This window comes from Acinetobacter equi, assembly GCF_001307195.1.
In the GTDB taxonomy this organism is placed as follows: Bacteria; Pseudomonadota; Gammaproteobacteria; order Pseudomonadales; family Moraxellaceae; genus Acinetobacter; species Acinetobacter equi.
The window spans coordinates 2004185-2019575 of record NZ_CP012808.1 but is presented as its reverse complement, the minus strand read 5'-3'; the positions used below and the strand labels follow the sequence as shown (position 1 = coordinate 2019575).

The following is a 15391-nucleotide window of genomic DNA, read 5'->3' as shown; positions in this document are numbered from 1 at the left end:
ACAATTATTAATTTTTATTTAAAATTAATCGACAAATAATAACTATGTGTTTATCTGACTAAACCTGACAAGTGAATGTTCAACATATGACTGATTATTCTTCTAATTCATTACTTATCATCTCCAAAGAAATAACCACACTTATCAATCACATTCAAAATTTAGGTCGCCATTTTTCTTCACGAACAATATCAGAAAATGAGAGTAAGCAAATTTTTAAAAAAATTAATGATATTTCGAATATTTTTAGTTTATTAGATTACTCATATTTAGCAAAATTTACTCAACGCATTCAGGAATTAATAATAAAAATTGTAGATAACGACTCTAATCTAGCAACAAAAAATCAAGCAATTAAACAATTACATATAAGCTTAACATCTCTTAAAAAGCATATTGAAATTACGAATTTATTAAAAAAAAGAATGCCAGAATTATTGCTACCTGATTTAAATCAAATAGAAATTGTACTAAAAAAACCAATAACAACATTTGCAGAATATTTAAATCTTTCTAATAAAGCCAATGAACTTATCCCAATCATTACTTCAACAAAACATGTTGAACCATCTCATTACATTCATTTTTTGTATAAATTAGGCCTTAATAACTTATTTAATAGTAAAGATAAAAAATTAAACTTTGATCAATTTAAAGATGTTTCTATACATATGGCATATTTGTCTTGGAAAAAACCAAGTCAAAATTTCTGGCAACTACTCAATCACATTTTTTTTAATTTTAATAAAATAAACATTTCTAGCGCTGTATTACAAACTCTTATTGAAATTGAATCTAGTATTTATCATTTTTTAAATTCCCCAAACTCATATCTTATTCCTGATAAGCTTTTTGCTGATATTGTTTATCTTTGTATTTCACTAAATGATGAACTTTCACTTAAACTTTGTAAAAAGTTAAATCTAAGCGACAATTTTTTAAATGATAATGAATTAGAACACATCCATTCTTTAATTCATCAACCTACTGTAGATGAACTCAATTCATACTCTAATTTGATATTTAAAAACCTATATCAAATTGATTCAAAAGAAAATAGTTTGGAAATTTTAAATCTATTCAAATCTAATTTACATCAATTAGAGGGTTCTTTTAAAAAATTAAATATGGAATCAGAATTTATTGAATTACAAAATGAAATGAGTTTTTTAAGTTCTGTAGATTCACTATCTCATGATTCATTTACGCAACTAAACACTTTGATTTTTAAAATCAAAAATGATATAGAAATAAAAAAGCGCCAGCATTTTTCTTCTCAAATACAATTCCAAGTCCATAATCCATACTTATCTATACAGTTTTTAGATGATGCTTTTTCAGATTTATTAGTTGAAACACAAAAATTAATATCTACAGCAGTTAATGAAATTTATTTTCATCTTAATGCGCAAAATGTTAAATCCCTTGAAAAACTTCCATACTACTTCAAAAAGGTTGCTTATACATTTTTATATTTAGAACAACCTATTGCTTATCAAATACTTAATTTAAATAAACAATTTATTGAACAACAGTTGAAGCAACAAGATTTACTAGAAAAAGAGCAAATAAAACTACTCTTACATAGTTTAGCAAGTGCAGAACTTTATCTTGAACATTTAATGCAAAATCAAGCTATTCCTCTCACAATCTTTACGGTAGCATTAGAGAGTAGTAAAACACTTAGATCGGCAGCATAATGACCTCAAATATTTCTATTGCTTATATTTTTCATCAACAACAATTACTTGTAGATGATCAATTTCAACTTCCAAAAGTAGAACGCTTAGCAAGTGATTTATGTATTTCAGATCAACAAATAATTGCTCGTGATCTACTTGAAAATGAACCCATTCCTGATGGATTAAAACTTGTTCCTATTCGTCAATTATTACAGTATTGGACTACTTCACAATTTGAACAAGCCAGTAAGGCAATACAACTTTTAGAATGGCGTAGAAATCATAAATTTTGCAGCCATTGTGGTCATAAAACCGAAATTCATACTTCAGAATATGCGATGACTTGTCCTTCTTGTCGCTATCATCAATATCCTCGCATCCAACCTTGCGTTATTACTGTAATTACTAAAGGCCAAAATCAAATCCTTCTTGCAAAAAATGCCCGTAATAAAAATAATATGTATGGTTTAATTGCAGGTTTTGTTGAAGTTGGAGAAACATTAGAAGAAGCTGTACGTAGAGAAACATTAGAAGAAGTTGGAATTAAAGTTAAAAATATTCAATATTTAGCCAGTCAACCTTGGCCATTTCCAAGTAATTTAATGATCGCATTTAAGGCTGAATATGAATTCGGTGAACTTCAATTACAAGAAGATGAAATCAGCGATGCTGATTTTTTTACATTTGATCAACTCCCACAAATCCCATTTAAAGGCAGTATTGCTCATGCCATGATTATGCATATTGTAGCAGGTACACCAGTGGCAGATGATACAAAAAAGTGGCTTTAAACTTTATTTAAAGCCTCATCGATTGCACTTAATATTTCAGCCTTAGTTTGAAAAAATGGACTGAATAAACTAGACACTGAACCCATGATAGTGATGTGCCCTGTCTTAGGAACTACAATAATTTTCGAGTGGTTTTGCTGTTCATTTAGCTTTTCATTTAGATCTACAGCATTCCAGTCAGCCACAATCTGATCACGATCAGCCATCAATAAATAGTGGTGGATATGATTCTTTTCAACAAAATAATATGGCATAACCTGCTTATAAGAAACACTTTGGTCAAAAGCATTTGCACATAAAGGATCATCTTTATAATCAAAATGATATGGTCCGGCCAATCCAATAATGGCTTTAATATTTTCTTGTTGCTTATATCCTCCCATATGATGAGGATAATAGATCGCAGACATAATATTAAATGCACCTGCTGAATGTCCAAGTAAAATGATATTCTTACATTCAATTCCGAACTCAGTCTGCTGATCTGTTAAATATTCTAAAGCAAGTACTAAATCATCAACATAAGCAGGAAAAATATTTTCAGGTGCTAATCGATAATTAATAATTGCAACGTCATAGCCTTCTGTTACAAATGCATGTCCAAGGAAGTGATAGTCCTTTTTATCACCAGCATTCCACGCACCGCCATGAACAAAAACGATCAAAGGTCGCTCAGGTTTTGGAACCTCTGTACGATATAAATCAAACTTATGGCGCTCATTTTCGCCATAAGGAATATCAATAATCTTTTTAAATCCTTTATTAGAAACCAACCGATTTACAGCAAAACTTCCAACATTATATAGTCTAAAATTTTCACTATATTCTTTTAAAACTGTAAACTTTTGATTTGCTAACCCAACTATCTTATTTAAATTATTGAACATTCGTTGGCTCAATTTGATCTACTTCAATCGCAGTAGGTGTTACTACACTCGATTGAGTTGCCTGAATTGCTGCATTTTGATTATCTAAATTATCAACCAACATTACAATTTTAGTTACATTACCGACCTGACCAAGCACTTGATTTAAATCTGCTATTTCAGCTGTATTTAACCTCCCCATTACATACAAAACACCATCTTCAGTATGTATGTGAATTTTACTACCAGAAATAACAGGTGCTCTTGCAATTAAACCTTTTGTATTTGCCGTTACGGTCGTATCTTGCATAATCGTACCATAACCGATTTTGTCTCCAACTGTAATGTAGTTATGAACTGATTTAACATCACTCATTGCACGAATATTATCTTCAGCCAATTGTTTTAAATGCTGATCTGGAACTTGACCAGTCAACAACACATTACTATGAAAACTTTCTATATTTACACGAGATTGCTTGAAGCGAGAATCCAATTTATACATATTAATTTTTGCTGTACGTTCAATTGAATTGTCTATAAAAACTTGACCTAAAGTGCGCGAACCACTTTCAGTACCGACAGGTGCAGTTCCCGTCCCACCAGCAATAAAACTAGCACAACCAGATAAACTTGCCACACAAAGCAAAGTCACAGCGATACGATTAAACACTCAGGTGAACTCCTTCATTACATTATTTAATTTTTTAATTTACCAATAACTAAAATCAAATTTACTTTGCATTTAATTAAAGATTAATAAACTCTGCCTCAAAAGTAAAAGCATTTTCAATCCAATTTAAATCATAGACATAGTCATCAAATCTTTGCTGTACATTTTTTGAAAAATTATGCTTAAAATCAAAACAAATAACATCAAATCTGCAGAAATAATGAGAAAATTGTAAATTTTTATTCAAGAAATGTAAGGCTGTCCTCATAATCTTTTTCTGCTTTGAAAATGAAATAACCTCAATCGCTTGCCCATATTTTGTTTTTGACCGTGCTTTAACTTCAATAAATACTAAGTCAGAATCATTTTTTACAATAAGATCAATTTCACCATATCTACAATAATAATTTCTTGCAACCAGTATATATCCTAAATTTTGCAAATATATTAAAGCATGCTGCTCTGCCCAAGCTCCCATTTTTTGATCTACTTTCATTTTTATCTTCTTTTTATTGTCTAAAGAGATTGTTCATCAATCATACATCATCAAGATTAAATCAGACCAAGATCACATTCAACCGATGAATTCAGGTAAAATAGTTCTTTTGCCTTAATCAGCACGCGTGGAGAATGTTATGGGTGCCCAATTATTTGTTGTTGCTACGCCAATCGGGCATTTAGACGATATCAGCTATCGTGCAATTGATGTTTTAAAATCAGTGAAAATTATTGCTGCTGAAGATACCCGTACATCAGCACAATTATTAAAACACTTTAATATTTCAACACCATTAACAGCCTGTCATGAGCACAATGAAAGCAATAAAATAGATCAGTTGATTGAACGCTTGCTCAATGGCGAAGATATGGCATTAATTAGTGATGCTGGTACACCACTGATTAGTGATCCTGGCTTTAAACTTGTACGTGCAGCGCAAGAAAAAAATATTCGTGTTATTCCAGTTCCTGGTGCATGCGCAGCAATTGCTGCATTAAGTGCCGTTGGTTTACCTAGTGACCGTTTTAGTTTTGAAGGCTTTTTACCTTCTAAGTCTTCACAACGAATTATTGGCTTAGAAAAGCTAAAAGATGAAACACAAACCATGATCTTTTATGAAGCTCCACATCGTATTTTAGATTCTGTAAAAGATATGACACACGTTTTTGGAGCAGATCGTCCTGTCGGTTTTGCACGCGAAATCACAAAAACTTTCGAAACAATTAAAAAAATGACGCTCGGTGAGCTGGTAGATTTTATCGAAAATGATCATAACCAGCAAAAAGGTGAAATTGTTTTAGTCGTTGGTGGTTCAATCCAAGAAAAAGATATGGAGCAAGAAAAATTAGATCAATTACTTACTCGTCTTTTACAGGATTTATCTGTTAAAGCTGCATCACAACTCGCAGCAGATTTAACGGGAATTAAAAAGAAAATAGCTTACCAACGTGCGCTAGAACTCACACAGCAAGATTAACCTTATTCATTTCACTTTAGCTTTTCTAAAAGCTAAAGTGAATATAACTTTGAACTACTTTCTAATTCTATTTTATTAAAATGAAAAAAAATAATACGATATTCTTCTCTCTTTGGCTCATTGGTTGTTGTCATATTCTTTATATGGAACAACAATATTATGTACTCTTTCCTTGCTCATTATTTTCGCTTTATTTTTTCGGTTATTCCGTCTTAGAAATTTTAAATATTAATGAAAAATATCCTGTTTTAAGTTATTACATTATTAGTGGCATTTTAATTTTTCAAGCATTTATTGCCTTTTCTATTTTTTTACATGCACCACCTGATATTATTGCTTTTATAAAAAATACATTCCTGCTCCTTATTTTCCATTTTTGTATTTTTCCTTTTCTTTTAATTTTTAATAAAAAAACACCACAATAATGTGGTGTTTTTCTTTGCAAGTTACTTTGCGGCTTCGTCGGGAGGAACTTCTGTGATTCGACCACCACGTGCAAGAAAGGCAGCAATCTCATCTTCAAGTGCTTGGCGTTGTTTTAATTTTGCTGTGACAGTCAAAGTTTCTGCTTCAGCAACATCACCATCATTTGATGATTCCTCACCATCAGATGCCCCTTTTTCTGCTGCTTTAGCTTCATCTTCATCGACAACTGAATCATCAACTTCATCGTAATCATTCATATCTGTCATATTAAAGCTCCCTACAAATGGTGTTCATTAACTGATCTAAATATTTGGTTTTGAATTATGAAGAAATTTAGCAATCTCTATGAATTTAGCATAGTAGTCAATACCTAAAAAATGATTACTTTCTAACCAATTTCATAAAAAATCTTAACAACAGATCAAAAAATAATCTAGACCAAATTTAAACAGAATATAAGGTATCTTTTAAAATATTGAGACCATTTGCTTGAGCCATAAAAGCATCTTTCAACATATTCTGCTTTTCAACTTGTTTAAGTCCAAAATTACGTACCCAGATGACAGGATACAATGTTGTTGTTTCTAACCAACCAATTGCAGACATACTGTGCATCATCGTATCATTTTGCCCTTTTCGGCAATGCTCATAACGACGCAACGTTTGTTCATGAGCCCAAACTCCACGCTGCTTATCATGTAATAAAGCATCACATAAAATTGCTGCATCAAGACACCCAATATTTACACCTTGACCTGCAAGTGGATGAATAACATGTGCAGCATCACCAATTAATGCAAGCCCTGCTTTTACATATTGATTTGCAGCTCGAGCCTTTAAGGGAAACTTTGCTCTAGGCGTTGCTTCTAAAACCTCGCCTAACATATGATGACTTTCACGTGTCAAAAGTTGTGTAAATTCATGATCAGATAATGCAACATATTCATCTGCATAATCATCTGGCAACGTCCACACGATTGATTGCCAATGCCCATCTTGCCCTGCAATTAAACTTGCCATAGGCAAAAATGCCAATGGTCCTGTTTCTAAGAAAATTTGTCTAGCGACATGTTGATGTGGTTTTGCCGTACGAATGGCACAACTCACACCTGCTTGTTTATAATCCAAAATATCAAAACTGATAAATGCTTGATCACGTACAAATGAATTAGCACCATCAGCACCAATCAACAGTTTCGTTGTTAAACGTGTACCATCCGCAAGATGGATGTGCCAAACATTGACTCCTTCCTCAACTCGGACAACTTTAACTTGTGTTCTATAATCATTTAACTCTTTCAGCATTTTTTGCTGAATAGCTAAATTCAACAAGCTTGGTTCAACCATTGAACCTAAAGCATGTCCAACAGATGGTGCTTTTTCAGATGGCTCACCAAAATTAATTTCGCCATAACCATTTTTATTCCATACTTGCATACCACTATATGGCATTTGACGTGCAATAGAATCCCAAACATCTATCGTTTTTAATAAATGTATTGTTGCTTGGCTCAATGCCAAAACACGCGGATTGGCAATTGCTAATGTTTTTTCTTGATCTAAAATTGGAGCTGCATCTAAAACAGTTGCTTGAACACCACCTTGTGCAAGTAACAATGCTGTTAAACCACCAACTAAGCCACCACCAATAATGACAGCATCTAAAACTTGATCATTATTGTCTGTCATGCCTTTAACCCCATAGCATAATTTGCAACGAGTGGTTTAATACCAGGAATAGTTTCAAAAGCAAGTAATCCAGTATTACGAATGATCTTCAAAAATGGATTCTGATTACTAAAACCACGTACAACTGAATCGCAGAATTTAATGACACGTTGTTGATCTTTCAAACGTGACTTTTCGTATTCTAATAACATTTCAGCATCGCCCAAATCTGCATTTTTTGCCTGTTGCTCTGTTAAGTAACGCAACAATACATATGCATCTCGCATGCATAAATTAAAGCCTTGTCCAGCAACAGGATGAATGGTATGCGCAGCATTCCCCATAAGAACCACACGTCCAATAGCTTGCTTTTCTGCTAATACTTGAGATAGTGGAAAACAGAATCTTTTACCTGTTTTTTGGAATTTTCCTGCACGATCACCATAAGTTTCTTGTAATGCATCCAAGAAATGTTGATCATTTTCTTCACCTAACCATTCATCCTCGGTACCTTTCTTCACAGGCCATACCACTGAACGACGATATTCACCCGGTAATGGTAATAGTGCTAAAGGTCCTAAATGACTAAATCGCTCAAAACCAACATGACCATGTGGTTTAGATGTTTGCACCGTAGTCACTATTGCGACTTGATCATAATCATGGACAGAAGCACCAATGCCTAAAGCTTTGCGACAGAATGAATCACGACCATCTGCGGCAATCACTAATTTGGCATTTAAAGTAAGTGTCTCTTCACCACGAATAGCTTCAATAGATGCAAAATCTTCATTTTGAGTTAAAGCTGTAACTTGAACACCATCTATCAAGTCAATTAAAGGTTGTTGACGCACTTGTGTTAAAAGCACTCGACCTAACCATGCATTTTCAATGACCTGACCAAAGCTTTCGACTTTTTCTTGTTCTGCTCTTAAACGTGCTTTACCAAAACTACCTTGTTCCGTGATATCTACCTGTAAAATAGGTGTAGCATGTTCTTGTAAGGCATCCCATAAGCCTAATTCTTGATAAATTTGTACACTACGACGTGATAGTGCACTATTTCTAGCATCAAAACTGGAATGATACGGCGCAAGATTTGCATCATCATAATTTGGGTATTTTATGGCTTCTAGAAGCTTTACCCCAATCTTTGCTTTTGCCAACATTAAAGCTAGGCTTAGCCCAACCATACCACCGCCAACAATAATGATGTCTTGCTGCATGCTTGTATCCTCTCTATTGTGATATCTGTATCACGACAGATCCTTATAATATTGAATAGTTTTATATTACATGAAGGTTCATCGTTTTGACATTTAAACTCTTACTCTTCTGTTTACTTGCTGTGAATAAATACAAATTTTGTCACTAAGTTTAATTTTTCAGAACAGTGGACTTCCACAATTTAACTAAAATATAATGAAATTCATAAAATTTTATTAAAAAAAATTGTTTCATTAAAATAGCTCTTATCCATCGAAATCACCACAATCACCTTCATACATCTCTAAATTTGAATCTGTAGTATACGCATGCTTAGTATTAATATTAATTATGCTATTTTCATCATCATAATATAGCGAAATTTTCCATGCATTTTTTCCAATTGCTGTGAATTTCACATTAATATCAGCAATGTTATCTTGATCAATATCTAAATCATATTCAGCATCAATCATATTGATTTTTTTAGAAATAATATTTAAAGAAATTGGATTCTCTATCATCTGATCACACGTTTGAAAAATATACATTTTATTGTTTAAAATTTTGATCGAATTTTCACTACAAAAACATCCACCCACATCAATAATTTTTTTATTATTCTGATATAAAAATGGATTGATAATGTGTTTTTCTAGGCGCTCAAAATTAAAATAATTATTTTGCAAATAATCAATTCTTCCAATGTTTTTTTGAATCAAACACTGTTCACTTAATGAACTTATATTTTCAAGCTCTGTCAATTTACAAAAAAAATTTCTTTCTCTTAACCAATGATTTTGTTCTTTTAAGAACTCTTCTTTTTCAATTTCACTTTTAATACCATGTTTTTTAATCATATTATAAATTGCAAAAAGATAAGAATCGCTATCCTTAAAATTTTCTATAGACATCATACGATGCTCTTCTAAAGCCCTCGTTTGGACTTCATTACTACACGCAGGAAATACAATGCATAAGATGATGATGGATATTAGTTTGTTGATTTCCATAATAATGACCTTTTACGCATTGAATATTTTTCATTAATTTTGTTTAAATCATAACGACTATTTATAAAATTCTTTTTTCTTTTACAGCATTATTTATTAAAAAAACCATCTAAAATAAAGCTAATTTAACATTATGATTTAAATACAATTTGATTTTGAATTTATTGAAACTCTTAAAATATAAATGGTTTATATAAAGCTCCATGCTCCTACAAACCATTTACCTTTCTCATTTTATTACGCCATTGTATGAATGGTATTTTTAAAGCGCTTTAAAGAAATATAAAAAAATGTACATGCAATTGCGATTAACCATAAAAAAGATGACCATACAACATCAAATCCTGCATTACGATATAAAATTGCTTTCGCTAAAGAAACAAAATGAGTCGTTGGTGCAATTTTCATAATATTTTGTACAATTTCAGGCATGCTTTCGGTAGGAGTTGAACCTCCAGATAACATCAATAATGGAATAATAATAAGCATTGTTAATAATCCAAATTGAGGCATAGACTTAGACAATGTAGCTAAATAAATTCCTAAAGATGTCGTTGCAAGCAATGTCAATAAAGCACCAAAAAAGAAAATCCATAAATTGCCCTCTATTGGTACCTTTAATACTATTTGTACAATGACTTTTATTCCAATAAAAGCAGCCAATAAAACCACTAAACTCATTGACCAGACTTTAGCCATCATAATTTCAAAAACGGTAATTGGCATAACCATGAGATGTTCAATCGTGCCATGTTCACGTTCACGAATTAATGCAGCCCCTGTCAAAATAATGGATAACATTGCTACATTATCAATTACTTGTCGCACACTACCAAACCATGAATAATCTAAAGTTGGGTTATACCTTGTTCTTAATTCCAATTCAGCTAATGTTTTAGCTTCTACTTTATTTCGCTGCACATATTCACTAACTTCAGATTGAATAATTTCTTGTAAATATCCAGCGCCAGATAAAGCTTGGCTCATACGAGTAGCATCAACATTCACCTGAATTCTTGTATCGTTTCCTCCCATAACATCTTTATGAAAATTAGGAGGAATATTGATCGCAAAAGCAAATTCACCTTGATCCATTCCATCATCCATCTGTTGAATATCAACCTTTTGAGTTAAAAAATATGGAAGATATAACGCAGATGAAATACGTTCAGATAACATTGTTTTATCTTCATCTACAATTGCAACAGGTACTTGATGCAAAGTATCTGAAATAGAAGTTGCAGCAATATAAACAGAAGCTGTAAAGGTATATACAATTAAAATGAGCATCATAGGGTCTCGCCATAGACTCCATAATTCCTTAAGCCCTAATTGAAAAATATTTTGAATCGTAGTTTTAAACATCTTAGGGCTCCTGTTTTTTTAATAATGTAATTGCTGTCAACAAAATAATGGGGCCCGAAATAAGCAAAATGCTTAAATACAACTCTAACTCATCAAAACCTAAACCTTTGTTAAAGATTCCTCGGCTTATATTAATCATATATGTTGCAGGATAAATTTCACCAAACCATCTGCCCAAACCTTCAAGTGATGAAACAGGATTAATCAAGCCAGCAAATTGAGTCACAGGAATCAATGTTCCTATAAGTACCAAAAATAAAGCTGCTGCCTGACTATTTGTAATTGTTGATGCCAACATTCCTGTACCTGTTGCAAATATAGAAAATAAAAAGGCAGCAATTGTTAAGGTTAGAAATTCACCCTTCATTGGGACATCAAATATGAAAACAATAATGATGCACATGAAGAAATAATTCAGCATGGCTAACATGACATAAGGAATTTGTTTTCCAATTAAAAATTCACTGCGAGTAACAGGCGTTACGTATAAATTAACTATCGAACCTAACTCTTTTTCACGTACCACAGACAAGGCTGTTAAGGTCGCAGGAATAAGTAACAACAATAATGGTAAAATACCCGTCGCTATTGCAGGAAGGCTTTTAATATCAGGGTTATAACGAAAGCGTGTTTCTATATCAACATTATTACTTGTTGATATACCTGTTTGTGCTAAAGTTCTTTCTAGCAACCAATGTGCATGTATGCCTCTAACATACCCTTGTATCGTTTCAGCTCTTGATGGCATTGCACCATCAATCCATGCAGCAATTTGTACATTTTCTCCGCGTGCAATATCTCTAGCAAAATTCGGAGGAATTTCTATGGCTAAGGCAATATCACCACTTTTCATCCGTTGGTCAATATCATCATAATTTTGCAATGGTTTTTTTTCGACAAAGTAATGGGAATTGGCTATTCCCATTGCATAATTCTCACTAAGCTGTGTTTGATCACGATCAAGTACTGCAAAATTAAGATTTTCAACATCTAAATTAATGCCGTAACTCATTACAAAAAGTAATAAGATTGAACCTAATAATGCCATGGTTGCACGAATAGGATCTCGTGCTAACTCTAAAAATTCTCGCCATGCATAACTAAATAATCTTAGGAAACTAAAAATTTTTGTCTCATCTTTTTTCGCTATAGACTCCAGTTTTCCAATATTTTGCCCAGAACTCGAATTGTAAGAAATAATCGTTCCAGCACCAGCTTCCAATAAATATTCAATAAAAGCATCTTCTAATGTTTCTTTTTGCTTTTTTCTCATAAGTTCAGATGGTAAGTCACTATCTAAAACACAGCCTGAATGCATCAATGAAACACGATCACAACGTTCAGCTTCATTCATAAAGTGCGTTGATATGAAAATCGTTACGCCATCTTCACGTGATAACTGAATTAGATAGTGCCAAAAACTATCTCGTGCAATAGGATCTACACCAGACGTTGGTTCATCTAAAATTAAAATTTCAGGATTATGAACCAAAGCAACAGCGAGTGATAAACGCTGTCTTAATCCTATCGGTAAATCATTAGGTAACTTATTTTGTACATCTACTAAATCAAAGCGCTTCAACATGTCTTGAACACGCGGATTAATTTGATCAGGAGATACGTGAAACAGCTGAGCATGTAAGACTAAATTTTGAAGAATACTTAACTCTGTATAAAGTGAAAATGCTTGTGACATATACCCAATACGTCGTCGTGTTTGAATATTTTCTCCATCCACTAAATTACCAAATAACCATGCTTTCCCTTCACTAGCCTCTAACAATCCCGTTAGAACTTTCATGGTTGTTGATTTACCACAACCATTTGAGCCTAAAAATCCAAAAATTTCACCACGCCTGATTCTGAAATTAACATTATCTACCGCCTTAAAATCACCAAAATTAACCGTAAGATTCTGTGCTTCAATCACATAATCATTTAAATAATTTTCTGGCAATGGTGGAATAACAATTGGTTTATATCCCTGCTTCTTTTCTTCAGGAAGTAATTTGATAAAAGATTCTTCTAAAGTTCGACTGTTGGTAAGTGCTAATAATTCTGTAGGAGTTCCTGTCTTTAAAATTTCACCATCATTCATCATGGCAAGCCAATCAAATTTTTGAGCTTCATCCATATATGCAGTGGCAACAATCACACTCATATTTGGACGCGCTAAACGTATTTGATTAATCAGCTCCCAAAATTGGGCTCGTGCTAATGGTGCCACACCTGTTGTTGGTTCATCTAAAATCAGAAAATCTGGATCATGAATTAAAGCACAACATAAACTCAGTTTTTGTTTCATTCCTCCAGAAAGCTTACCAGCAGGACGATCTAAAAATTCATATAATCCTGTACTTTGCGTTAATTCATCAATTCGCTTGCGACGTTCTGCCGCATTATGACCATATAAGCGAGCAATAAACTGTAAATTTTCTTCAATTGAAAGCGTTTTATATAAGTTTGAACCTAGCCCTTGCGGCATATAAGCAATATGTAAACAGATCTTCTTTCTGTGCTTTTTATCTGCAAGATCTCCACCCAGCACTTTGACACTACCTGACTGGATTACTTTTGCTCCAGATAACAAACCAAGTAAGCTAGATTTACCAACACCATCAGGACCAATTAAACCGATCATGACTCCCGCAGGAAAATCAATTGATATATCCTTTAAAGCTTTAGTTTTTCCATAGTTAAGGCTGACATGCTTAACTTCAGCAACAATCGGTCTTGAAGCAGATTGTTGTATCATAATTGAACCTGATTGCTTAAAAATTCTGGCCACTCTGCATCATCATCAATTTTGATATATGCCATTCCCGGTAAACCTGTTTTAACCTTATGAATATATTTTTCTAATAATTTGGGATCTATATTCGCTCTAATTCTAAACATCAATTTTTGACGTTCATTTTCTGTTTCTACTGATTTAGGTGTAAACTGCGCACGATCTGCAATAAATGATACTTTTGCAGGAATAACTCTATTTTTCTTTGCATCTAAAACAATTCTGACTTCTGAACCAATTGAAATTCGACCAGCCATTGTTTCTGGTAAAAAGAAAGTCATATAAACATCTGAGAGATCAATAAGATTCATAACTCGACCACCAGTATTAATCATCTCTCCAATTTGTGCTGTTTGAAATTGGACTCTTGCATTCAACGGTGCCTTTAATTGAGCATCCTCAATGTCATAACTTAAACTATCAATAGTTGCTTTAACCGCTTCAACTTGTGATTTTGCACTAGAAACCTGACTATGAGCAGCAATAATCGCACTTTCTGCACTTCTCACTTGTGATTGCGCTGAAGTTAATACCGCAATTGCACTTTGCAAACCTGCTCTTTCATCATCTAATTGTTGTTTTGAAACAGCGCCATCTTGAGCTAACATTTCTGAACGTGTTAAGCGTTTTTGAATCACTGATAATTCTGTTTGTCGCTGTTCTACCATAGCTTTCGCTACGTCACGCTCACTCATTCTCATCATTACTTGAGCTTCTGCATTGATAACTGCATCCTCAGCTTGTCGTAATTGAGCATTCGCTTCTCTCAACTTTGCCTCAAGAGTTAATACTTTTATTTTTGCAAGAACTTGCCCAGATTCAACAAATTGCCCCTCTTTCACAAGTACATCTTCTAATTGACCTGCCGTTTTACTCGATATATTAATTTCTGTTGCTTCTATTCTTCCATTGCCACTAATAATACTTTGCGCTGTAGATGGATTCGAAATTTTCAAAAAAATATATCCAAATAGAGCACCCATTACTAATGCTCCAACAATAAAATAAAACTTATTAACCTTCATGTGTTTAATCACTCAATATTTAATTTTAAAAAATTTATTTAAACTGCTTTGATTTGAAATTTTTAATAAATTTACAAAGTTAAATATAATCAAAACTTTATTGGATTTTTTCCTAATAAACGAACTATTAGTAAATTTTTAAATGCTTGATATATAATAAATTTCTTTTATTTATCTTATAAGACAGTTTAAATAACACTTTAGCAATATAGTAATATTAACTTAATACTGACACTATTTTTTTAAACAAAACTAATACATCTTTTTCATTATAAATAATATCTTAACTGTTAAACATTTCATTCTTTATAGTAATTCTTAATATTCTTTATTTCGTCTGACTTTAATAAGAAATGAATATATAAAGTTATATTATTAAAACGAAATATTTTTAAAATACTTAAATATCA

13 protein-coding genes are annotated in these 15391 nt (G+C 32.5%); 3 read left to right on the top strand and 10 right to left on the bottom strand.

The genetic code is table 11. The features are described 5' to 3' along the window. Positions 1 to 86 precede the first annotated feature (86 nt). Both AOY20_RS09630 and nudC read left to right on the top strand, forming a co-directional pair. Positions 87 to 1700, top strand: a complete 1614-nt coding sequence (locus AOY20_RS09630; RefSeq protein WP_054581659.1) for a hypothetical protein — start codon at positions 87 to 89, stop codon at positions 1698 to 1700. Further along, positions 1700 to 2473, top strand: coding sequence for an NAD(+) diphosphatase (nudC, locus tag AOY20_RS09625; protein ID WP_054581658.1), 774 nt, complete (start codon positions 1700 to 1702; stop codon positions 2471 to 2473). The genes AOY20_RS09630 and nudC overlap by 1 nt, the downstream gene beginning before the upstream one ends. On the opposite strand, the gene AOY20_RS09620 is transcribed toward nudC, so the two are convergent. From AOY20_RS09620 to AOY20_RS09610, 3 genes are all read right to left on the bottom strand, one after another. After that, on the bottom strand, positions 2470 to 3360 hold the full coding sequence (locus AOY20_RS09620; protein WP_054581657.1) for an alpha/beta hydrolase: 891 nt from the start codon (positions 3358 to 3360) through the stop codon (positions 2470 to 2472). The genes nudC and AOY20_RS09620 overlap by 4 nt on opposite strands. Beyond that, positions 3350 to 4012 carry a BON domain-containing protein gene (locus AOY20_RS09615; protein ID WP_054581656.1) on the bottom strand — a complete coding sequence of 221 codons (663 nt, stop codon included), beginning with the start codon at positions 4010 to 4012 and terminating at the stop codon, positions 3350 to 3352. Before AOY20_RS09615 ends, AOY20_RS09620 begins: the two co-directional genes overlap by 11 nt. A gap of 76 nt (positions 4013 to 4088) precedes the next feature. After that, complete coding sequence (locus tag AOY20_RS09610; RefSeq protein WP_054581655.1) at positions 4089 to 4508, bottom strand: YraN family protein; 420 nt, start codon at positions 4506 to 4508, stop codon at positions 4089 to 4091. Positions 4509 to 4647: 139 nt separating this feature from the next. On the opposite strand from AOY20_RS09610, the gene rsmI reads away from it, so the two are divergent. Then, the gene (gene rsmI, locus AOY20_RS09605) at positions 4648 to 5487 is read left to right on the top strand and encodes a 16S rRNA (cytidine(1402)-2'-O)-methyltransferase (RefSeq protein ID WP_054581654.1); all 840 of its coding nucleotides are present in this window, start codon (positions 4648 to 4650) and stop codon (positions 5485 to 5487) included. Positions 5488 to 5933: 446 nt separating this feature from the next. Here the strand turns inward: rsmI and AOY20_RS09595 are convergent, their stop codons facing one another. The 7 genes from AOY20_RS09595 to AOY20_RS09565 all read right to left on the bottom strand — a co-directional run bounded on the left by AOY20_RS09595 (position 5934) and on the right by AOY20_RS09565 (position 14939). Beyond that, positions 5934 to 6179: a hypothetical protein gene (locus AOY20_RS09595; RefSeq protein ID WP_054581652.1), complete on the bottom strand. Its 246-nt coding sequence runs from the start codon at positions 6177 to 6179 to the stop codon at positions 5934 to 5936. Positions 6180 to 6357: 178 nt separating this feature from the next. Then, on the bottom strand, positions 6358 to 7602 hold the full coding sequence (locus AOY20_RS09590; protein WP_054581651.1) for an FAD-dependent monooxygenase: 1245 nt from the start codon (positions 7600 to 7602) through the stop codon (positions 6358 to 6360). Next, complete coding sequence (gene ubiH / locus AOY20_RS09585) at positions 7599 to 8807, bottom strand: 2-octaprenyl-6-methoxyphenyl hydroxylase (protein ID WP_054581650.1); 1209 nt, start codon at positions 8805 to 8807, stop codon at positions 7599 to 7601. Before ubiH ends, AOY20_RS09590 begins: the two co-directional genes overlap by 4 nt. Positions 8808 to 9053: 246 nt before the next feature. After that, the gene (locus tag AOY20_RS09580) at positions 9054 to 9800 is read right to left on the bottom strand and encodes a hypothetical protein (RefSeq protein ID WP_144424771.1); all 747 of its coding nucleotides are present in this window, start codon (positions 9798 to 9800) and stop codon (positions 9054 to 9056) included. A 237-nt stretch (positions 9801 to 10037) separates the two neighbouring features. Then, positions 10038 to 11165, bottom strand: a complete 1128-nt coding sequence (locus tag AOY20_RS09575) for an ABC transporter permease (protein ID WP_054581648.1) — start codon at positions 11163 to 11165, stop codon at positions 10038 to 10040. Position 11166: 1 nt separating this feature from the next. Then, entirely contained in the window at positions 11167 to 13923 is a 2757-nt protein-coding gene (gene rbbA / locus AOY20_RS09570) for a ribosome-associated ATPase/putative transporter RbbA (RefSeq protein ID WP_417855906.1), read from the bottom strand. Beyond that, positions 13917 to 14939 carry an HlyD family secretion protein gene (locus tag AOY20_RS09565; protein WP_171250415.1) on the bottom strand — a complete coding sequence of 341 codons (1023 nt, stop codon included), beginning with the start codon at positions 14937 to 14939 and terminating at the stop codon, positions 13917 to 13919. Before AOY20_RS09565 ends, rbbA begins: the two co-directional genes overlap by 7 nt. Between the last annotated feature and the right edge of the window lie 452 nt (positions 14940 to 15391).

Coding starts and splice junctions, on each gene's coding strand:
- AOY20_RS09630 (WP_054581659.1), top strand. CDS start 87: ATGACTGATTATTCTTCTAATTCATTACTTATCATCTCCAAAGAAATA.
- nudC (WP_054581658.1), top strand. CDS start 1,700: ATGACCTCAAATATTTCTATTGCTTATATTTTTCATCAACAACAATTA.
- AOY20_RS09620 (WP_054581657.1), bottom strand. CDS start 3,360: ATGTTCAATAATTTAAATAAGATAGTTGGGTTAGCAAATCAAAAGTTT.
- AOY20_RS09610 (WP_054581655.1), bottom strand. CDS start 4,508: ATGAAAGTAGATCAAAAAATGGGAGCTTGGGCAGAGCAGCATGCTTTA.
- rsmI (WP_054581654.1), top strand. CDS start 4,648: ATGGGTGCCCAATTATTTGTTGTTGCTACGCCAATCGGGCATTTAGAC.
- AOY20_RS09595 (WP_054581652.1), bottom strand. CDS start 6,179: ATGACAGATATGAATGATTACGATGAAGTTGATGATTCAGTTGTCGAT.
- AOY20_RS09590 (WP_054581651.1), bottom strand. CDS start 7,602: ATGACAGACAATAATGATCAAGTTTTAGATGCTGTCATTATTGGTGGT.
- ubiH (WP_054581650.1), bottom strand. CDS start 8,807: ATGCAGCAAGACATCATTATTGTTGGCGGTGGTATGGTTGGGCTAAGC.
- AOY20_RS09580 (WP_144424771.1), bottom strand. CDS start 9,800: ATGGAAATCAACAAACTAATATCCATCATCATCTTATGCATTGTATTT.
- AOY20_RS09575 (WP_054581648.1), bottom strand. CDS start 11,165: ATGTTTAAAACTACGATTCAAAATATTTTTCAATTAGGGCTTAAGGAA.
- AOY20_RS09565 (WP_171250415.1), bottom strand. CDS start 14,939: ATGGGTGCTCTATTTGGATATATTTTTTTGAAAATTTCGAATCCATCT.